20 protein-coding genes and 1 tRNA gene are annotated in these 18,352 nt (G+C 72.2%); 6 read left to right on the top strand and 15 right to left on the bottom strand.

What is annotated here, in order from left to right; all coding sequences use genetic code 11:
- Window positions 1-3 precede the first annotated feature (3 nt).
- The 5 genes from IH25_RS37515 to IH25_RS0113130 all read right to left on the bottom strand — a co-directional run bounded on the left by IH25_RS37515 (window position 4) and on the right by IH25_RS0113130 (window position 6,310).
- Window positions 4-3,417: a P-loop NTPase family protein gene (locus tag IH25_RS37515; RefSeq protein WP_037654860.1), complete on the bottom strand. Its 3,414-nt coding sequence runs from the start codon at window positions 3,415-3,417 to the stop codon at window positions 4-6.
- An 830-nt stretch (window positions 3,418-4,247) separates the two neighbouring features.
- Entirely contained in the window at window positions 4,248-4,547 is a 300-nt protein-coding gene (locus IH25_RS0113145; protein ID WP_030607985.1) for a hypothetical protein, read from the bottom strand.
- Complete coding sequence (locus IH25_RS0113140) at window positions 4,544-5,287, bottom strand: GntR family transcriptional regulator (RefSeq protein WP_030607983.1); 744 nt, start codon at window positions 5,285-5,287, stop codon at window positions 4,544-4,546. Before IH25_RS0113140 ends, IH25_RS0113145 begins: the two co-directional genes overlap by 4 nt.
- Complete coding sequence (locus IH25_RS0113135; protein ID WP_030607980.1) at window positions 5,284-5,508, bottom strand: hypothetical protein; 225 nt, start codon at window positions 5,506-5,508, stop codon at window positions 5,284-5,286. The genes IH25_RS0113140 and IH25_RS0113135 overlap by 4 nt, the downstream gene beginning before the upstream one ends.
- 523 nt (window positions 5,509-6,031) lie before the next feature.
- The gene (locus IH25_RS0113130; RefSeq protein WP_030607977.1) at window positions 6,032-6,310 is read right to left on the bottom strand and encodes a hypothetical protein; all 279 of its coding nucleotides are present in this window, start codon (window positions 6,308-6,310) and stop codon (window positions 6,032-6,034) included.
- 79 nt (window positions 6,311-6,389) lie between these two features.
- On the opposite strand from IH25_RS0113130, the gene IH25_RS0113125 reads away from it, so the two are divergent.
- A complete protein-coding gene (locus tag IH25_RS0113125) occupies window positions 6,390-7,148 on the top strand; it encodes a GntR family transcriptional regulator (protein ID WP_030607974.1) in 759 nt (252 codons plus the stop codon).
- A gap of 264 nt (window positions 7,149-7,412) precedes the next feature.
- Window positions 7,413-7,494: transfer RNA gene (locus IH25_RS0113115), tRNA-Arg, on the top strand.
- A gap of 70 nt (window positions 7,495-7,564) precedes the next feature.
- On the opposite strand, the gene IH25_RS0113110 is transcribed toward IH25_RS0113115, so the two are convergent.
- The 3 genes from IH25_RS0113110 to IH25_RS0113100 form a co-directional block, all read right to left on the bottom strand.
- Window positions 7,565-7,759, bottom strand: coding sequence for a hypothetical protein (locus IH25_RS0113110; RefSeq protein ID WP_030607972.1), 195 nt, complete (start codon window positions 7,757-7,759; stop codon window positions 7,565-7,567).
- Window positions 7,760-7,819: 60 nt separating this feature from the next.
- Entirely contained in the window at window positions 7,820-8,167 is a 348-nt protein-coding gene (locus IH25_RS0113105; RefSeq protein WP_245172779.1) for a hypothetical protein, read from the bottom strand.
- A gap of 125 nt (window positions 8,168-8,292) precedes the next feature.
- On the bottom strand, window positions 8,293-8,772 hold the full coding sequence (locus IH25_RS0113100; protein WP_030607966.1) for a hypothetical protein: 480 nt from the start codon (window positions 8,770-8,772) through the stop codon (window positions 8,293-8,295).
- Between the two features lie 289 nt (window positions 8,773-9,061).
- Between IH25_RS0113100 and IH25_RS0113095 the strand changes: the two genes are divergently transcribed.
- The gene (locus IH25_RS0113095) at window positions 9,062-10,021 is read left to right on the top strand and encodes a D-2-hydroxyacid dehydrogenase family protein (protein WP_030607963.1); all 960 of its coding nucleotides are present in this window, start codon (window positions 9,062-9,064) and stop codon (window positions 10,019-10,021) included.
- A 268-nt stretch (window positions 10,022-10,289) separates the two neighbouring features.
- Window positions 10,290-10,619, top strand: a complete 330-nt coding sequence (locus IH25_RS0113090; protein ID WP_030607960.1) for a chaplin — start codon at window positions 10,290-10,292, stop codon at window positions 10,617-10,619.
- Window positions 10,620-10,737: 118 nt separating this feature from the next.
- On the opposite strand, the gene IH25_RS0113085 is transcribed toward IH25_RS0113090, so the two are convergent.
- The 7 genes from IH25_RS0113085 to IH25_RS0113055 form a co-directional block, all read right to left on the bottom strand.
- A complete protein-coding gene (locus IH25_RS0113085; protein WP_030607957.1) occupies window positions 10,738-11,604 on the bottom strand; it encodes a tyrosinase family protein in 867 nt (288 codons plus the stop codon).
- Entirely contained in the window at window positions 11,588-12,136 is a 549-nt protein-coding gene (locus IH25_RS0113080; protein WP_030607954.1) for a tyrosinase family oxidase copper chaperone, read from the bottom strand. Before IH25_RS0113080 ends, IH25_RS0113085 begins: the two co-directional genes overlap by 17 nt.
- A gap of 156 nt (window positions 12,137-12,292) precedes the next feature.
- Window positions 12,293-12,811, bottom strand: a complete 519-nt coding sequence (locus tag IH25_RS0113075) for a hypothetical protein (protein ID WP_030607951.1) — start codon at window positions 12,809-12,811, stop codon at window positions 12,293-12,295.
- A 174-nt stretch (window positions 12,812-12,985) separates the two neighbouring features.
- Window positions 12,986-13,489 carry a DUF5949 family protein gene (locus IH25_RS0113070; protein WP_030607947.1) on the bottom strand — a complete coding sequence of 168 codons (504 nt, stop codon included), beginning with the start codon at window positions 13,487-13,489 and terminating at the stop codon, window positions 12,986-12,988.
- A gap of 129 nt (window positions 13,490-13,618) precedes the next feature.
- Window positions 13,619-13,903 carry a hypothetical protein gene (locus IH25_RS0113065; RefSeq protein WP_030607943.1) on the bottom strand — a complete coding sequence of 95 codons (285 nt, stop codon included), beginning with the start codon at window positions 13,901-13,903 and terminating at the stop codon, window positions 13,619-13,621.
- A 131-nt stretch (window positions 13,904-14,034) separates the two neighbouring features.
- Window positions 14,035-14,784 carry a hypothetical protein gene (locus tag IH25_RS0113060; protein ID WP_051753909.1) on the bottom strand — a complete coding sequence of 250 codons (750 nt, stop codon included), beginning with the start codon at window positions 14,782-14,784 and terminating at the stop codon, window positions 14,035-14,037.
- A 175-nt stretch (window positions 14,785-14,959) separates the two neighbouring features.
- Window positions 14,960-15,199, bottom strand: a complete 240-nt coding sequence (locus IH25_RS0113055) for a chaplin (RefSeq protein WP_030607937.1) — start codon at window positions 15,197-15,199, stop codon at window positions 14,960-14,962.
- Window positions 15,200-15,638: 439 nt separating this feature from the next.
- Between IH25_RS0113055 and IH25_RS0113050 the strand changes: the two genes are divergently transcribed.
- Window positions 15,639-16,901, top strand: coding sequence for a glycosyltransferase family 4 protein (locus IH25_RS0113050; RefSeq protein WP_078844226.1), 1,263 nt, complete (start codon window positions 15,639-15,641; stop codon window positions 16,899-16,901).
- The gene (locus tag IH25_RS0113045; RefSeq protein ID WP_030607930.1) at window positions 16,898-18,352 is read left to right on the top strand and encodes an exopolysaccharide biosynthesis polyprenyl glycosylphosphotransferase; all 1,455 of its coding nucleotides are present in this window, start codon (window positions 16,898-16,900) and stop codon (window positions 18,350-18,352) included. The genes IH25_RS0113050 and IH25_RS0113045 overlap by 4 nt, the downstream gene beginning before the upstream one ends.

The raw sequence follows: 18,352 nt of genomic DNA, 5'->3' as shown, positions 1-18,352 counted from the left end.
GTCCTACCCGAGCAAGTGTCCTGCCGATGTCCCCGCTCGGGCCGTTCGTCCATGGTCTGTCTCCGGACGTTTGGTGGTCATCAGTCGAGGCAGCAGTTCCAGGGTCTCTGGTGCGATGTCGGGCAGGCACTCGACCACCTGCTGCAAGGGGCCAATGTCGAGTGCCTCGGCCAGGAGCACACGCCCGTTGAGAATATCCGGGCACTTTTTCGCCGCGGACGTCAGCGCCTTGACCCGCTGCCCGGGGTCCTTGATGGTGCGGGCCGCATTGACGGCCTGTCGCCCTACGCCTTCGGCCTGTCCCCGACACCCCGTGCTGGTCAACGCACGGGCGGCGCCCGCAAGTGCCGCCGCGCGTCGGCCGGGGTCCTTGAGTGTTCGGGCGAACTTGGCAGCCGCTTGGGCGAAACCGACGGCCTGCTCGTGGTGCCCGTCGTGGGCCAGCACTTCGGCGGCGGTCGCCAACGTTCTGGAGTGCCAGTTCGCGTCCCCGGCCTCGTGGGCGAGGTTGACAGCTGTCCGAGAGAGTTCAACGGCCTCTTGTCGGTGCCCTGTTCGGACCATTGTCCTGATTATGAGGGTCAGGGCCCTAACCCGGCTGGTCTGCCGGCTGATACTCAAGGCGAGGTCGGCCGCTTGTCGGTGACGTCCCGCGTGGGCCAGGGCCGTGGCGACGGCTGCTAGTGCCTTGGCCTTCCGGTCGGGGTCGTCGATTCTTCGTGTGAGTTCGATCGCTTCTCCGGGGTGCCCCGCGTGGGCGATAACCACGGCCACGGCCCCGTACGCCCCCTCCAGCAAGTCGGGCTCGGTGACCATTCGTGCGATGTCGATCGCTTGTCGATGGCGTCCGGTACGTGCGATGGCCCTCGCGGCGAGCGTGAGGGCCATCGCACGTCGACCGGACCCTTTGGCATCGTGGGCGAGTTCGGCTGCTACGTGGGCGAGTTCGGCTGCCTGATCGTGACGTCCCGTGAGTGTCATGGCCTCGGCGATAACTGCCAGCAGCGCGGCCTTCGGCCCGAGGGCAGTGCCGCCACGGGCGAGCTCTGCCGCCTCGTCCGCGAGTTCGGCTGCCTGCTGACGAGCACCCGCGCGGGCAAGGAGCACGGCCACAGCCGCCAGGGTGTCCACGCGCCGGGCGGTGTCGATCACGGCGCGGGCGAGTTCGGCGGCCAAGGCGTGGTGCCCCTTGCGGGCCACGGCCCGAGCAGCGACCGTGAGCGCCCCGTCCCGTTCGTCTTGGTTAACGATGCCGCGAGCGAGGCGAGCGGCTTCGTCGGCGAGTTCGGTGGCCTGCCGGTGGAATCCACTCAGGGCCAACTCCTTGGCTATGCCGCCCAGAGCCTTGGCCTGTCGGTCCGGGTCGGAGATGCTGCGGGCACGTTTGGCTGCTCGCTCTTGGTCCTTCGCGAAATTGGCGTGCTCGACGGGCTCGGCCGGGATCCGGGCTTGCCGGCTGAACGCGTAAGGAGAAGAGGGGTATGCGCTGGCCGGCTCATCGTCCGCGGCTTCGGAGGCAGCGGCGGACAACGAGCCCAGCACTCCGTTCCGCCGCTGGGGGTCGGCGATGCTTCGGGCGAGCTCCACGGCTTGCTCTTGACGCCCCGACCGGGCCAGAGCCCTGGCCGCGGAGGCGAGAACTCCGGCCTGCCGGTCGGGGTCGGTGATGCCTCGGCCGAGTTCGGCGGCTTGTTGAGGGTCTCCGCTCCTGGCCATCGCGCCGACGACAGTGGCGAGGGCGTCGTCGCGCCGGTCGGGCCTGGCGATGCTGCGGGCGAGGTCGGCGGCTTGTTGGGGGTGCCCGGCGCCGCAGAGGGCATCAGTGACGTCCCGTAGTTCCCAGGCGTCCTGGACGGGGCTCAGGAGCTGACGGGCCACCGACGCTACGAGCAACGCGGTGTTGTGGTCGGCTCTCCCCGCAAAGAGGAGTCGCCTGACGAGGTCGGGTATCCGCCTCGAACCGTGCGCCACCTGGGCCAGGGTGAGGGCACGTCGTACGTGCCCCAGGATCGCCCAAGTCTCGATGACATCGTCAGGAATACTGGCGACATGCCCGCGGATCTCGTCGCGGCGTTGAGCCAGCCGCACACACGCCCGCAGATTGGGATTGGTTGCGGCCCGGTGGAGACCGATGGCGTCGGCGATCTCGGCCAGCGCCTCTGTGTCGGAGCCGGTGGTCTCCCACAGTCTCTCGTGCCGCACCGCATCGGTCGCCAGTACGGTGAGACGAGTGGTGTCCGCCAGATTACGTAACAACTGCGGGTAGCCGACAAGGGCATATTCCGGCGTGTCGGCTGGCCAGCCAGCCTGGCGCCAGGCGTCGGTGAAGGCGTGCACCCGCGCACGATAACCTTCAAGCGCCGCCATGGAGATCCGCTTCAGAGCGCCCTGTTGCAGCTCTTCGTGGGCGAAGGAGAACAGTTGTGCCGGTTGTTGGCCGGTGGCCTGCCATTGGGCGGGCCGGGGTTGAAAGGACCGGCCCAATGATCCGCCGAGGACCTCTTCGACCTCCCAGGCACTCACCTCGCCCATGAGGTCGGCCAGGTCTTGGGCGCTCAGGCCACCGTTGGCGGCGGCGATCAGGCACGCCACCTCCCGCCCGGGCCCACCACCCGTCAGCAGGGCGTGAAGGTCGCGCTCCGCGGCCTTCCGTAGCGCCTGAGCCGCGGGTGACGGTGCCAGCAGGTGGTCAACGTGCGCACTGTGCAGCGGGTGGTTCTCTAGTACATCGCTGGGGATGGGCGGATTTGGGCGACCGGCCACGACGATTCGCAGGCCCGGAGGCGGCACGCGCGGCAGTAGCGCGGCGATGCTGTAACCGCTGCTGGCCGACTCGACGCCGGTGTCCTCGTCGAGTCCGTCGACAAGCAGGACCAGCCTTCGGCCTTCGGCCGTGGCCCTGTCTGCGGCACGTTCGAGGGCGTCGAGGAACTGGCCCTGGGAGACGCAGTCCACGTCGGCGTCGCACAGGAACTCCCGCAACTGCCCCTGCAGGGCGGCCAGGAAAGCGGTCCGGTCCGAGCGTCCGGCGGCACGTGCGGTGATGAAGAAGGCCAGCACGTCCACGCCCTGCGGAGGGTGCAGTGCAAACTGCGCCATAAGCGCGGTTTTTCCTGACCACGCTGGCGCCAGCCACCGCCAGTAGGCCGTGCCCGCATCGCCTCCCTGGGCCTCCTGGACACCGTCGGGTGCGGTGGAGAACGCGGCTATGGCCGCCAATTCGGCGGCTCGACCCTCGAACCGGGCGGCCGCGAGCTGGGCGACCTCATGCAGATAGCCCGAGGACAAGACGGGGCGGCCCTGCCCCAGGACCAGATCCCCGGCGATCTTCAGGACGCCGCTGTTCGCGAGTGCCCCGTCCACAGCATGCGCCTCACCCGTGTCCTCGGCCAGCTCCTGCCGCTTTCCCGGCCTCACTTCGCAACGCTCCTTCGCTCGCGACTTGTGAACGTCATTCTGCCCTCCCGCACGCTCTCCGCACCGGGCTGGCCGTGCACCACTAGTGCGGCCCCGGGTTGAGGACGGCTACTGACAGCCCCAGCAAGGCCAGCTTGTGTTACTTCCACCAATGCCTTGCGAGATCTTCATGCCCAAGTACCGTCCGCGGCTCGAATCAGCCAAGGCGCGTCTCCGCGCCAACCTGTACAGCGGAGCCAGCGAATCGACGGCGCCAGGCCAGGACACGACCGACGCACCACAAGCGCACCAGATAGAGCGGGGAACAGCAGGGAACCACGGTAAAAGCGACCAAGGGCGATGAGACCTGGCGCCAGGCGAACTCCCAGTTCAACAGCCTTACCCGCCCCAAATACTCGCAGCTTCCCAAGCTGAGGGCTTTGGGCGGCCGACTCCAACTCGGTCCCACGGCCCGGCCGACGTGGTCGCTCCCAGTGACGGCATAGCACCGGGGCTGAAGCCGGTCGGGGTGCAGCGAGACACACGCGCGCCTGGTCGGTCGGCGCGCCCGCCGTCGGGGCTGGCTGTCGGCGGCTAAGGTCCGTGCGGCCCGTGCGACGGTGGCTGCCATCGGCCGGCGAACCGGCTGCTGGTGATCAGCTCTTGAACGTGTCTGGGCCGCGCGAGGACGCCCGCAATGACAAAAGCCCACGGCATGGTGTTCAGAACCGTGGGCTTCGTCGAGCTTCTTGTTCGGCGGGGCCGGCAGTCAGGAGACCGGCATCTCAGGTCGCACGCAGTGGTCCGCAGCGAGGAAGCTGCCTCAGCCTCTGAGAATGCGCAGCGTCCCCTCAGGGTCGATGAGGGTCGCTCACCGCCAGGAGGTGACCGCGGCTGACTGCAACGCGGAGAACATCCCGCAGCGACCCGGCCAGTTCCCTCGCCAGCGGGTGCAAGTCCTCCAGGTCGGCGTCCTGGTCGTCGAGGGTCTCGGCGGCATGCTCCAGCAACTCGGCCGCCGTGCCCAGTTGCACCGCTTCGATGTTGTCCGCCAGGCGGGACATGTAGCTGGCCTTGTCGTCGGTGTCCAAGTAGCAGGGCTTACCCTCGGGCCCCGACCACGGGAGGAGGCGCAGTTCGTTCGCCGTCATCGTTGGGTTTCCTTCTCTTCGGTGACGTCGTGGGTGGTGAAGACCGCGTCGACGCGATCTCCCGGGAACACGAGGAGCGCGGCCTCGACGACTCGACCGGTGGAGTCGGTCGCGACCCGGGTGATCGCGAGGGTTGCCGCCGTTGGGCCGATCCGGAGGGCGGATGCCTCGTCCGGTGTCGGTGGACGAGCGCATACCGTCTCCCGGACGGTTGCCGGTGCCGAACCGAGAACGGCGAATCTCGTGGCCGTGTTCCGCCACGAGGAGTCGTCGCCCAGCACCCCGGCCGGTGCCAGGTCGCGCGGGATGTAGATGCGGGCCAGACCGTGCGGTGCGTCTCCCTCATGGCTGATGCAGAAGAACTCAGCGAGAGCGCTGCCCACCGGTACCTTCAGCAAGGACGTCAGATGGCCGTCTGCCTGCACGGTGGCGGTGCGAACAGTGACGCGCATGGCCGCTTCAGCGGCGGTCCACGGATCCAGCGTTCCCCATCCCCCGACGTACACGATCTTGCGGAGTGAGCGGCGGACGAAGTTGCCTTTTCCGTGGATCTTCTCGACGAGACCTTCGCTTTGGAGGACTGCGAGCGCACTTCGCAATGTGGTCGTACTGACCTTGTATCGGTCGGCGAGGTCTGCCTCGGAGGGCAGGCGTTCACCCGGTTTGACTGCGCCGGTTGTGATCTGGCGCCGGAGATCGTCGGCGATGTCCTGATGGAGTGAAGACACGGACCGGGTCACCGCCTTCTCCGCACGCGGACGGCGACGAGCCGGGTTCGCGTGTGTATGGTCAGCAGCTCGCCCGACTCGAAGAGGAGCCGTTTGGCCCCTTGGGGAAGTTCGAAGAGGTCCATAACCCGGCACGCTCTGCCGCCCAGTTGGATGACATCGCCACGCTGCACGGTGGTCGCCGTGACCTCGACAGTGACAACCAGCGCGCCGCCCGGTGCCCAGCTGCTCACCGCTGCACCTCCCTGAGCTCTGAGCGGCCCGGGGTCGAGTGACACGGGCACGCGCACGTCTCGTAGACAACCGGCAGGTCGATCGGCGCGGAGACGGGAGAGGATTCCGTGCAGAGCGGGTGTGTGCCCATACGGCAGGCGGTCGACCGGTAGGGGACGGCCGAGGCGTCGGTGACGCGAATCTGCTGGCGTGGAGACATCAGCCGGCCCCCGCGAGAGTCGACCAGGCTTCAGGCGGCAGATGGGAAGCGACGACCACCGCCCGTGGCCGTACTCGTTCCTCCCAGGCCAGCACGTAGGGGCGGACGAGTGCGGTGTCCTCCCCTGCGAGCGGGAGTCGATGGTCGGCGCTGTCGGAGAACCGGCCCAGTGGTCGCCTCGACGCAGCGACGGACGCCGGGAAGGTGGGGACGACCGTCGGCAGGCAGGGCGTTAAGGGGCGGCGGTGCCTGCCCTTGGGGGCGTACCGCGCTCTGGCGAGCGAGACGGCACGGCGGATACGGTTGAGCACGCTGCTCAGCTCCTATCGCTGATGGCTCGGTCCCCCGACATCGCCCGTCGCGGGGACCGCTTTGTGTACGACCGCCCAGAGGGTGCGGCCGTTCAGGCTGGCGGCGAGGAGGCCGAACCGATCTGCCTCGGCCACGACTTCCAGGGCCTTCCGCCATGAGTCGGCGGAGAGCGCTTCCGGTACCTCCGCTTCGATCGACGTGAACCGGTCGTGCTCCTCCACGCGCGTGGCAAGCCCGATGGCGGACAGCCTGGCGGCGATGGCCGCCGCGCGAGATCCCGAAGCGGGCACAGGGCAGCCTCCGTCAACCGGCGATCACTTTCAGTGAAGCTAGTTAACTAGATTAGAGCTAGTGGACTAGATTTTCCATATGCCTGAGCAGCCGCCCTATCTCCGCATCGCCGACGAACTCCGGCGCCGGATCGCGGAGCACGTATGGGAGCCCGGGGACCGCCTGCCGTCCCGCGCCCAGATCGGCCACGAGTACGGGGTCGGCGAGAACGTGGTCCGCCGGGCGCAGGAGTTGCTGATCTCCCAGGGCGTGCTGGAGGGCCGCGCCGGTTCGGGCACGTACGTCGCCGAGCCCCGGCAGCGTATGCGCATGGTCCGGTCGTCAGCGCGTGAGCGGCCCGACGGGTCTCCGTTCCGGGCGGACATGAAGGCCGCGGGCAGGCAAGGGAACTGGGAGAGCCGGACCGAGGCCAAGGTGCCGGCTCCCGCGGACATCGCGGCGCGGCTCGGCATCAGCGAGGGTGATCTGTGCGTCCGGACGACGTACGAGTTCCTGGGCGACGGCCGTCCGGTGCAGCTTTCCACGAGCTGGGAGCCGTACGACCTCACCGCCGGCACCATCATCGTCCTGCCCGAGGGAGGCCCGCATGCCGGGGCGGGTGTCGTGAACCGCATGGCCGCGATCGGGATCACCGTCAGCCACGCCGTGGAGCAGCCCGAGCCGAGGCAGGCGACCGCCGAGGAGGCGTCACTCCTGGGCATCCAGAAGGCCGCGCTCGTCACGCACATCCGGCGGACGTACTACAGCGACGAGGGGCGGCCCGTGGAGACGGCGGACATCGTGGTGCCCGCGGCTCACTGCGAGATCGTCTACGAGATTCCGATCAACCGTCAGTAGGGGATGGTCGGAGACCGCCGCTGGAGGCGGTAGGTGACGGCCTACCTACGGCGCCGGATGTACCAACCCGCCGCCAGCACAATGAGGACGCTGACCACGAAGGCCCACACCGTGACGGCGCCGTCGTATGAACGGTAGGCCACGAGAGCATGCATGCTCCGACGGATACCCAGGACGCTTGGGCACAGACGGAGACCGTAAGTACCCATGGGTCGAATGCGTGTCGAAGTGCAGCCGGTGACACGCGCGGCGTGCAGAGACAACAGGTCAGCAGCGGCGTGACCCTAGATCCACCAGGCGCCTTCTAAGCGCTTGGCCGCAGGTTCGAGTCCTGCCGGGGGCGCCAGGCTTCGCCCTCCCCGTCGGGAGGGCGTCTTCGTTTCCGGGTCGGCCGATGGTGTCCGGCCGGTCACCGTTCAGGGCCGGTCGTCGGGGAAGATCAGCCTCGGTGAACCGCTGATCATCGCCAGGGATGCCAGGCCGAGGGCCACCCGGCCGAGTGCTTGGGCGCCGTGCCAGTCGTGCGGGGCCCCGAAGACCACCCAGATGCCCAGGGCGATGCCCGCGATCAGGAGTGCCGCGCCGCCGAGGCGGCGTAAGCCGTGACTCATGGGTGCATCCTCGCCTCTCGCGGACCGGCGCTCAACACGGCCGTGACCGTCGCGCACGGATCAGGTCGGCGCCGGCAGGAAGCCCCCGCGTGTCGTGCCCGAGGTGAGCAGCGCGGGCCAGTCGAGGGTTTCCGGGAGCCGGTCCAGGGAGAGGACGACCGCGCCTCCGGCCCGCTCGGCGTCGGCGCACCAGTCGGCCATGTCCCCCGGTGCCGTGCCCTCGTCGGTGTGGCCGGTCACCGGCGCGGCGAGCGCGGGGACGAGGACTCCGTGGTCGCCGGGGCCGTCCACGACGCACAGGGTGAGCCGGGGCACGATGCTCCAGCCCTCGCACCGGGGTATCGCCCCGTCCGGCGCGGTCAGGGGCGGCAGGGCGTCATGAACGGGCGCACCGGCCAGCAGAAGCACGGGCGTGGCTCCGCGAACGAACAACGTGTTTCCGGGATCGAGCAGCATGGGGACACTCTTTCAGCCCGCCGGCCACCTATGAGACGCCCTACGGCTGCCGAGACGCCCTACGGCTGCTGGAACGCCTACGACTGCCGGCCGGCCTCCTCCGGTCGCTCCCCGCGGTTCAGCTTCCGCAGCGTCTCCCGGCTCCAGCCGGAGATGCGGGCCAGGTCCGACTGACGGACGCCGCCTATCGCCGCGTCGCGCAGTGAGGACTGGAGTGCCTCCGTCGCCTCCTCCAGGCGGGCCAGGGCCTCGCGACGGCGGCCGGTGTCCCTGCGCACCTTGTGTTCCAGGACGCTGTGCAGGGTGAACACCGCGGAACGGCCGCCGGCTCCCTGTACCCGGACGAGGATGCGCAGACCGGGGGCGTCCGGGGCGACCAGGGCCGCCACGCTCTGCCGGTGCTGGGCCATGTAGCGGTCGAAGGCCTGCACGGCGGCGTCGGCGGCGTGGTACCCGTAGAACCAGCTCGGGGTGACGGCCTGCGTGCACCAGTCGTCGGCGCCCCCGCGCTGCACCTCGACGGTGAACACCATCCGCTGCGGACGCGCCTCTTCCATGGCTCCTCCTCTTGGAAGTCACCTTGTCCCACCATGGATCACGAGCTACCGCCCGGCCGGCGAACCGCCCGGCCCGGAGGGCAGGCCGAGCCGCCCAGGGTTTCCGCTGGTCAGCAGGGGCCTTACCAGGATCCCTCACTTCAGTGAAACGTGCCACTGTCCGGGCGCCAACAAGCGCTCGTGACAACGGGGTTAACACTCCGGCGCGCGCACGCCGGACGAAGGGGGCCCGCCGGCCGGGGAGTTCCGGCGATCGGTAGAGTCGGCCGCAGCGAGGGGAGGACACGCCGTGCGGCTTCGTTGTGTGGTGCTGGACGACTTCCAGGGGGTGGCCACCGAGGCGGCCGACTGGTCGGTGCTCGGGGACCGGGTGGAGGTCGTCGCGCTGCGCGAGCACCTCCACGACGAGGACGCCCTCGCCGCGGCTCTCGCCGACTACGACATCGTCGTCACCCTGCGCGAACGCGTCCCCTTCCCTGGCTCCCTGATCTCCCGCCTCCCCCGGCTGAAACTGCTCATCGCCTCCGGGATGCGCAACAGCGTCATCGACTACGCGGCCGCCGAGGCGCACGGCGTCACCGTGTGCGGTACGCAGAGTTCGGGCACCCCGCCGGTCGAGCTGACCTGGGCGCTGCTGCTCGGTCTCGCCCGGGGCATCGTCCAGGAGAACAACGCCCTGCGCGCGGGCGGTCCCTGGCAGTCGACCGTCGGCGCCGATCTGCACGGCCGCCGGCTGGGGCTGCTCGGGCTGGGCAGGATCGGCAGCCGGGTGGCACGGGTCGGCCTCGCCTTCGGGATGCGGGTCTGTGCGTGGAGCCGGAACCTGACGAAGGAGCGCGCCGAGGAGGTGGGCGTGGAACTGGCCGGCTCCAAGGAGGAACTGCTCGCCGGCAGCGACTTCGTCTCCGTTCATCTGGCCCTCGGCGAGCGCACCCGCGGCCTCGTCGGTGCCGCCGAACTCGCCCTGATGAAGCCGACCGCCTATCTGGTCAACACCTCCCGCGCCGCCATCGTCGACCAGGACGCGCTGCTGGCCGCGCTGCACGAGGGCCGGATCGCCGGCGCCGGCGTCGACGTCTTCGACATCGAGCCGCTGCCCGCCGACCACCCGATGCGCACCGCGCCCCGCCTCCTGGCCACCCCCCACCTCGGCTACGTCTCCCAGGCCAACTACGCGACGTACTACGGCCAGGCCGTGGAGAACATCCAGGCCTACCTCGCGGGCTCCCCGCTACGACGCCTGCCCTGAGCCCCGCTCCGACTGCCGCCGCCAAGCCCGGCGGACCGGGGAACGAGCTCCCCCTCACCCGGGTCAACACGGTGCCGGCCGGCCGTCACACGAACAGCCCAGCCGGCGTTCCGGTGTCCGCACACCACGGCACCGCCCCCTGCCGTTGAAAGGGTGATCCCCGGCCGATCGGCGTGACCCGCCCCGCACGGCGCCGTTGAACGGGGAGTGCGGCGGCTGGTCTGCCGCCGCGCGCTTCCCCAGCCACAAGCAACAAAAGGAGAACGTGATGTCTCGCATCGCGAAGGCGGCCACTGTCGCCCTCGGCGCCGGCGCCGTGGTGATCAGCGGGTCCGGGCTGGCCCTGGCCGACGCGGGCGCCCACGGCGCGGCCGTCGGCAGCCCGGGCGTGATTTCCGGCAACCTGATCCAGGTGCCGATCGGCATCCCGATCAACGTGTGCGGCAACACCATCGACATCATCGGCCTGCTGAACCCGGCCTTCGGCAACGCCTGCGCCAACGTGGGCGGCGACGTCAAGCCCGGCAAGCCCGGCAAGCCCGGTCCCACCAAGCCCGGCAAGCCCGGCAACCACGGCAACGACGGCTACGGCCACTGAGCCGCCGGCACCGCGCAGACAAGAGCCCCGGCACTCCGAGCGCCGGGGCCTTGCCACGCCCACCGCACACCTGCCCACACCTGCCGTACACCCGCTCACGCGCCCACGGCAGCCCCGCTCACGCGTACCGGTAGACCCGGCTCATGTCCTCCAGCTGGTCCGGTGTCTCGTCCCACGGCGGCAGTTTCTGGTGCCGGGCCACGACCCGGCCGTGCTGGGCGTCGCCGGCGCGGGGCGGCTCGGCCGGCAGATAGCGCCGACCGTGGTGGGCCCGCTGCCAGCGGTACCACTGGAGGTCCAGAAAGGCGTGGTGCAGCCAGAACACCGGGTCGTTGACGGACGCGCCGCCGAGCATGACACCGCCGACCCAGCGGTGCACCCGGTTGTGATTGCGCCAGGAGGCGCTGCCGCTGCCGCTCCCCCACCCCTCCAGCTTGTTGCGGAAACCCTTGCGGACGGTCGAGTCCCAGGGCCAGGCGTCGTAGAGGGGGTCGTCGAGCGCCCACTGCAACTCGCTCCTGGTGGGCAGCTGGATGGGGGCGGCCGAGCGGCCCAGGTCCCGGGTGAGGAACCTGCCGTCGGTGACACCCTCCTTGATGGTCCAGTGGCCCGCCGCGTAGGCGAACGGACCCGTCATCACCTGCCGGTCCGAGCGCCGCCCGTTCCCGCCGAGCAGATCCTTCGTCCACGGCACGGAGGTCGTCGTACGGTCCCGGGTCCAGTCCCAGTACGGCACCGTCACCGACGAGTCGACCCGGCGCAGGGCCCGCTCCAGCTCCAGCAGGAACCTGCGGTGCCAGGGCAGGAAGGACGGCGCCATGTGGGCGCTGCGCAGGCCCGCCTCGCCGTCGGCGCTGTAGTAGTCGATGTGCATCCGCACGAACTCGTCGTACTCACCGCGCCGTTTGAGCGTCAGCAGCGCGTTGACGAACCGGCGCCGCTCGCCGGCGGTGAGCGCGCCGACGTTCTTACGCACGTACGCCATGCCGGCCCCCCGTGTGCGCGTGGCCGGAGTGGCCGGCGGCCGGCCCGTCCGCCGGCAGGTCGCGCAGCCGCCGGCCGGGCCCCATCTCGTCCACGGCCGCCCGGGTCGCCTCCAGCGGTGTCCGGTACGACGTGTAGTGGTCGACCATGCTCAGCCAGGAGCCGTCGGCCCGGCGCATCAGGTGCAGCGGACGGCCGTCCACGGTGATCCGCCAAGTGCCGCCCACCGCCCCACGCCCCGCCGCCTCGCGCCCCGCCGCCGCGGGCACCAGGACGCCCTGGATACGACGGCCCCGGTAGGTCTCGTCGAAGAGGCCTCCGTCGGCCGGCCCGGCCGGGTGCTCGGGACGGGAGGCGGCGACGACCGGGGTCAGCGCCAGTGCGGCGGCGGAGGCCAGCAGCCCCCGCGCCACCTCTCTGCGGGACCGCCCGGCCCCGGCCCCGACCCTGGCCTCCCGATGTACCCCGGCCTCCCGTTGTGCCCCGCCCTCCTGATGGGGCCCGACCGCCACTTCGCCGACACCGACGACCATGCTCGCTCCTCGTCCGGGTGCAGATGTCCGTACGGGCTAACCGGCCGGGGGCGCGCGGGGTCACCGCCGTAGAGCCATACGAGCCATACGAGCCACAGGAGCGGCGGGGATCTCCGGAGAACGGGGGAGGAACCGGGGAGGCGGTGCGGGCCTTGGTCAGCGGCCCGGGCCCGTGGCCAGGTTGCCGCCGGCGACGGTGCGCAGGACCGGGGCGAGGACACCGGCCTGGGGAAGCTTGGTGGAGGGCAGGCCGAAGCGGTCCGCGTCCGGTGCGGTCAGGGGGGCGTCCAGCGCCAGGCCCGGCGCGAGGGCCCGTACGTCACCGGCGGGGGCGTTCACGTCGAGGTGGTCGAAGTCGTCGCCCATGAGGCGCGGCAGCGGAGCCCTGCCGTCCAGGCCGGGCAGCCCGCCGCTCACCGGCAGCTGGGGCAGGGTCCGGTCGGGCAGCAGCCGGCCGGTGACGTAGCGGGGCCCTTCGGGGGCACCGGGCTTGACCAGCGGCACCTCGGCGCGGACCTTGGGCACCTCCATGCCGAGCGCCCGGGACACCCCGCCCAGGGGCACGGGGACCGGAACCGTACCGGCCGCGGCGGCGGGGCCGGCGGCTCCCACGGCGGCCGCGAGGCCCGTGACGACGACGGCGAGGGTGCCTCGGGTGAGGGTGATCGGTTTCATCACAGGTACGGGCCCTTTCGGAATGCGGGGGTTCGACGTCCGTACCGCGTAACGAGCGGAAAAGGCCCGCATTTCACAATTCCCCCGGGTGCCGTAATAGTCAGCTCGTCCAGAAGTCCCACCAGCGGTCGGTACGAGAATTCCGGCCGGGCTGCCGGGCCCGTGGCCGGGGTGTCAGGTGCGCAGGCCGCGGGCGGGCAGATAGACGTGCGCGGCGGCGTCCGTGGTCTCCGGGGAACCGGCGAACGCGGCCAGCTCCGTTCCCTCCACCGAGCGGCGGGGACCGGCCGACGGGCAGATCCGGGTGGTGAACATGAAGTAGGCGTAACCCAGTTCCCCGACCGCCTGCAGCCAGTCCGCCGGCGGGGTGGCCTGGCGGCTGATCTGCGGCATCTGCAGGACGATCTGCCCGGCGAGGACCAGCATGGAGACCTTCAGGCTCGGCCGGGCCATACCGATCACCGGCTCGCCGCCCACGGGCAGGTCCATGTCCTTCAGGAGCCGGGCGACGGCGGCGGACGCGGCCTCGGGGCCGTCGGGGCCGTCGCCCAGGGAGCAGGCGAGCAGACAGGGGGTGTGGCCGTTGCCCTCCTCGTTCCTGGCCATCCAGGCGAGCAGCGCGAGCGTGCCGAGATCGGCGGCGCGGAAGGGGCGGGTTTCGCTTGATGCTGAGGTCATCGCGCGACCATATCGACGGGCGGTGGCGCGGCCCGGTGCGCTCTCACCCGTCCGGAGCAGCGTCCGGGACCTCGCCACACGATCGGGCGACGTGGTCCCGGACGCGCCGGGGCGGGGCGGGCAGGGGCGTCAGCTCAGGGGCAGACCGCCGAGCAGCCCCCGCTGGTTGAGCGTCGTGGTGGCGCCCTTGACGCTGCTCAGCACGGAGTCCTTGTTCTCGGTGTCGAGCGCGTCCGACTGGTGCTGGATCGGCATCAGGTCCTTCACGCCGGGCGGGTGCTCCGTCAGCTGGGCGAGTCCGCCGTTGAGGCTCATGGGCGGCAGGTGCTGGGCGTCGTAGGCGAACGCGGGTGCGGTGACGCCGACGAGGGCCACGGAACCGGCGACAACGGCGGCGGCCTTGAGGGACTTCATCGTGTTCCTTTCTTGGCAACTCACGTCACCCAGGAAATGCGGACGCCCTGCTCAACGATTTCCGCGCGGGCCGGAAACCCCGCCGTGACAAGACATATGAGATCCCGTGGGCAGCACGGGATTTCACCGCGTCAGCCGGCTGGGGCCGGGGCGGGTACGGAGGCCGGCGTGGGCAGTTCGGTCACGGCGAGCTTGGTGCCCCCGCCGAAGAGGCCCGTCAGCAGGTCGAGCAGTCCGGACAGCAGGTCGTCGAAGGACGGCAGCAGCTGGTCGGAGTCGGCCGCGGCGGCCGTCTGATCGGTGGCAGTCTGGTCGGTGGCCGCCTCGGTGGCCGCCTGGTCCGTTGCCGCCTCGGTGGCCGCCTGGTCGGTGACGGCCTGCACCAGGTTCTCGATGGCGGTCACCAGCGCGCCGAGCGCGTCGTCGAGGCCGTCCCGGGCCATGGGCGCACCGGCGTGGGCGTGCCGCGCGGCCACCCGGGGTGCGGCGGATGTGACGGGCTGCTCCTCCGTCGCGGGCTGCCCCGCCGTCACTGGCTGCCCCGCCGTCGCTGGCTGAGCCGGCCGGGCTTCGGCGGCCCTGGTGACCGCCTCCTTCGCCGCCTCGCCCAGCCTTCTCGCCTCGTCGGCGGGCAGCCGGCCCGCCTCCAGCGACCGGCTCAGCAGGTCGGTGACCGGGCTCAGTTCGGGGTGGGTGCGGCCCAGGGCCCTGGCCTGGGCGAGCAGCCTCTCCTTCTCCGTCGCCGGGACGGACGCCCGGGACGCGGTACGCCCGTGCTCCCCGGCCGCGTCGGCGGCGAGCGCCACCGGACCGGTGATGCCGGCCAGCACGGACGCGCAGAGGACGGTGGACGCGAGACGCCGGGCGGGCAGATGACGCATGGCGGTTCCTTTCGGTGGACGGTGGGACCTGAGCCCACCGTCTGATCACCGATGGCACCCCGCAACCGCTCGTCCGCCCGGCGTGATCCGTACGAGGGAGCGCGAACCGGCCGCCCGCTCCGCGCCACGAGCGCGGAACGGACGGCCGGTCGAAGGGGGAGGCGCGTACCCGGCGTCAGTGGTTGACGCAGGTGTTGCCGAAGGCCGGGTTCAGCAGGCCGATGATGTCAATGGTGTTGCCGCACAGGTTGATCGGCACGTGCAGGGGGATCTGGATGACGTTGCCGGAGATGACACCCGGCGAGCCAACGGCGGCGCCGCCCGCGCCGGCACTGGCGGAAGCCACACCGGCGCCGCCGGCGACGGCCGCGGCGGCGGCGGAGGTCAGAACCAGACCCTTCGCAATACGCGACATGGAGAGGTGCTCCTTGGGATCGACACAACATCCGGGCGGATACCCGGCGTTGTGTCAACGCCTGGCGCTGCCGGGAGTTGTGCCGCCAAAGGGGTGATGTCCGGGGGGGTGCCGGGTGACGCCGCGGGAGAGGCACCGCCACGGCCGGCGGGCGCGCGGGGCCCGGCCGCTCCCCCGCACGGCGTAGTGAGTCCACGCTCGGCGCACCGGGTGCCGTACCGGTGTCTGCGCAGGCCGCCCTACGCCGTCGCGTCCGGCATCCCCGGCGATCCGTGCGATCCCGGCCCGGCTCCCCGGCGCGGGCGGTGACCCGCCGGGCTGCCGGCTCGTTGGCCACGCGGACGCGGCGTGGGCCCGCGCGCTTCGCGCCGCCGTGGACGCCCCGAACCGGCGCGTTCGCGACCGCAGTCCCGAGCGCCCTGAGCGAGGTACCCCGCGCATGCACCAGTCAGTCCCCGCCCCGCGGCCCCGGGTCCTGCACCTCGCGCAACCCGTCGACGGCGGTGTCGCGCGGGTCGTGCTCGACCTGGTCCGGGCCCAGCTCGCGGCGGGCCTGCCGGTCACGGTCGGCTGCCCCGGCGGCGCGCTCGCCGCGGACCTGCGGGAGCTGGGCGCCGAGGTCCGCGACTGGCCCGCGCGCCGGTCACCGGGGCCCGGCCTGCCGGGCGAGGTACGGCGCCTGGCGCGCCTGGTCGATCAGGTGCGGCCCGCACTGGTGCACGCGCACAGTGCCAAGGCCGGGCTGGCCGCGCGACTCGCCGTGCGCGGGCGGGTGCCGACGGTGTACCAGCCGCACGCGTGGTCCTTCGAGGCGGCCGGCGGAGCGACCGGGGCGCTCGCCCTGCGCTGGGAGCGGTGGGGGGCGCGCTGGGCCGACCGGGTGGTGTGCGTCAGCGCGGCGGAGCGGGCGACCGGACTGCGCGCCGGGGTACGCGCCGCGTACACGGTCGTCCCGAACGGCATCGACACCACCCGTTTCGCTCCGGGGCCCGCCGCGCCCGCACCGCGGCGCGCCGGCCAGGAGACGGACCGGCCGCTCGTCGTCTGCGTGGGCCGCCTGTGCCGGCAGAAGGGCCAGGACGTGCTGCTGCGGGCCTGGCACACCGTCCTCGGCGCGCTGCCCCGGGCCCGGCTCGCGCTGGTCGGCGACGGCCCCGACCGCGAGGCGCTGCGGCAGCGGGCACACCCCTCGGTGGAGTTCGCCGGTGCCGTCGCCGACGTCGTGCCCTGGTACCGGGCCGCCGACCTGGTCGTGCTGCCCTCGCGCTGGGAGGGCATGGCCCTCGCCCCGCTGGAGGCGCTGGGCTGCGGACGGCCGGTCGTACTCACCGATGTCGACGGCGCCCTGGAGAGCCTGCCGCCCGAGCTCGCCGCGCGCTGTCTGGTGCCGCCGGAGGATCCCGTGGCGCTGGCCCGGGCGATCACCGGCCTGCTGACCGACCCGCCTCTGCGCGCGGCACTCGGCGACCAGGGGCGCCGGCACGTCGCCGCCCGGCACGACGTACGGCACACCGCCGCACGGATCACGGCCGTCTACGACGAACTCCTCACGCCCGCCGGGCGGAAGGACGACCCGCACCGGGCCGCGCCCGCCCCCACACCCCGGCTGCCCGACCTCGCACCGCGTCTTCCCGCCCCCGCGCGGAACAGCGAACGGCACCGGTCCGTGCCCGGGCAGGGCGGGGAGGCCGGGCGCTCGTGACCGCGGAGACCACCGTCCCCTCGTCCGGCACGCAGCCGTGGGCGTCCGGGATCCCGCACGGCCCGGTCCGGCCGGCGCGTCACATCGGCGGCTTCCGGTTCCCGTCGCGGCGCCCGCCCGCGCGGTCCGACTCGCCGCTGCCGCTGCTCGCCGCCGACCTGCTCGCCGCGATGGCGGGCGCGGCCGTCCTGGCGGAGGCCGCCGGACGGCCGGGGCCGACCGCCGCGCCCACCGCCGCGCTGGTCGCCGCGCTGGTCGCCGGCGCGCTGCTGTTGCGCCCGCGCTCCGCCCGGCCGGGGCCCGGCGCGCCCGGCGTACTCGACGAACTGCCCGCCCTGTGCGGGCGGACCGCGGTGACCTGGCTGGGCCTGGCCGCGCTGCTCGCCGCGTACGACCCCGCGCGCGCCCTGACCGCCCGGACCCTGCTGCTCGGCTGGGCGCTGCACGCGGCGGCGGCCGGGGCGGGCCGGGGCGCGGTGCACTGGCGGCGCCGGGTCGCGCTGCGGCGGCGGCCGCGTACCGCCCTGGTCGTCGGGCCCGCCGCGACCGCGCAGCGGGTGGCCGCCGCGCTGCTGCGCCACCCCGGCTGCGGGGTACGGCCGGTGGGTGTGGTCGCCGACCGCGCGGAGGGCGCCGCCGGGCTGCCGGTCCTCACCACCGGCGAGGAGGTGGAGCGGGCGCTCATCCGGAACGGGGTGCGGGTCGTGCTCACCGTCCACCCGGCCGTACGCACCGCGAAGGCGCCGCTGCTGCGGGCGCTCGCCGCGTCGGGGTGCGCCCTGTGGGAGGTGGAGGCGGAGTGTCCGGCGTACGAGACGCGCGACCAGCTCGCCGGGTTCGCCGTGCGCCGCCTGGACCCGGGCGCGCGGCGGCCCGGTGCCGCCGGCAAGCGGCTGCTGGACGTCGTGGTGTCCGGGACGCTGCTGGTGCTGGTCAGCCCGGTGCTGCTGGTGTGCGCGACGGTACTGCGGCTCACCGACGGTCCCGGGGTGGTGTTCCGGCAGGAGCGCGTCGGCAAGGACGGCCGCCCCTTCACCATGCTGAAGTTCCGCACCCACCGCCCGGCCGACGAGCAGGAGGCGGCCACCCGGTGGAGCGTGGCCGGCGACCAGCGGATGAGCCCCTTCTGCCGGGTGCTGCGGCAGACCTCGATGGACGAGCTGCTCCAGCTGTGGAACGTCTTCCGGGGCGACATGAGCCTGGTCGGACCGCGCCCGGAACGCCCGCATTTCGTGGCGCAGTTCAGCCGGATACACCCGGGATACGCGGCCCGTCACCGCATGCGGACCGGCATCACCGGGCTGGCCCAGGTCAACGGGTTGCGCGGGGACACCTCCATCGAGGACCGGGCCCGCTTCGACAACGCCTACATCGACAACTGGTCGCTGTGGCAGGACATCCGCATCCTGCTGCGCACCGCCGCCGCGGTCGTGCGGTCGACGGGGAGCTGA

It is taken from the genome of Streptomyces achromogenes subsp. achromogenes (genome assembly GCF_000720835.1).
Lineage (GTDB): Bacteria > Actinomycetota > Actinomycetes > Streptomycetales > Streptomycetaceae > Streptomyces > Streptomyces achromogenes.
This window is presented reverse-complemented; position numbering and strand designations above follow the sequence as displayed.

Bases quoted from the DNA above. Each gene is read 5' to 3' on its own strand.
- IH25_RS0113145 (WP_030607985.1), bottom strand. From the start codon at position 4,547: ATGACGGCGAACGAACTGCGCCTCCTCCCGTGGTCGGGGCCCGAGGGT.
- IH25_RS0113065 (WP_030607943.1), bottom strand. From the start codon at position 13,903: ATGAAGTCCCTCAAGGCCGCCGCCGTTGTCGCCGGTTCCGTGGCCCTC.
- IH25_RS0113070 (WP_030607947.1), bottom strand. From the start codon at position 13,489: ATGACCTCAGCATCAAGCGAAACCCGCCCCTTCCGCGCCGCCGATCTC.
- IH25_RS0113090 (WP_030607960.1), top strand. From the start codon at position 10,290: ATGTCTCGCATCGCGAAGGCGGCCACTGTCGCCCTCGGCGCCGGCGCC.
- IH25_RS0113075 (WP_030607951.1), bottom strand. From the start codon at position 12,811: ATGAAACCGATCACCCTCACCCGAGGCACCCTCGCCGTCGTCGTCACG.
- IH25_RS0113085 (WP_030607957.1), bottom strand. From the start codon at position 11,604: ATGGCGTACGTGCGTAAGAACGTCGGCGCGCTCACCGCCGGCGAGCGG.
- IH25_RS0113100 (WP_030607966.1), bottom strand. From the start codon at position 8,772: ATGGAAGAGGCGCGTCCGCAGCGGATGGTGTTCACCGTCGAGGTGCAG.
- IH25_RS0113080 (WP_030607954.1), bottom strand. From the start codon at position 12,136: ATGGTCGTCGGTGTCGGCGAAGTGGCGGTCGGGCCCCATCAGGAGGGC.
- IH25_RS0113055 (WP_030607937.1), bottom strand. From the start codon at position 15,199: ATGTCGCGTATTGCGAAGGGTCTGGTTCTGACCTCCGCCGCCGCCGCG.
- IH25_RS0113110 (WP_030607972.1), bottom strand. From the start codon at position 7,759: ATGAGTCACGGCTTACGCCGCCTCGGCGGCGCGGCACTCCTGATCGCG.
- IH25_RS0113050 (WP_078844226.1), top strand. From the start codon at position 15,639: ATGCACCAGTCAGTCCCCGCCCCGCGGCCCCGGGTCCTGCACCTCGCG.
- IH25_RS0113060 (WP_051753909.1), bottom strand. From the start codon at position 14,784: ATGCGTCATCTGCCCGCCCGGCGTCTCGCGTCCACCGTCCTCTGCGCG.
- IH25_RS0113125 (WP_030607974.1), top strand. From the start codon at position 6,390: ATGCCTGAGCAGCCGCCCTATCTCCGCATCGCCGACGAACTCCGGCGC.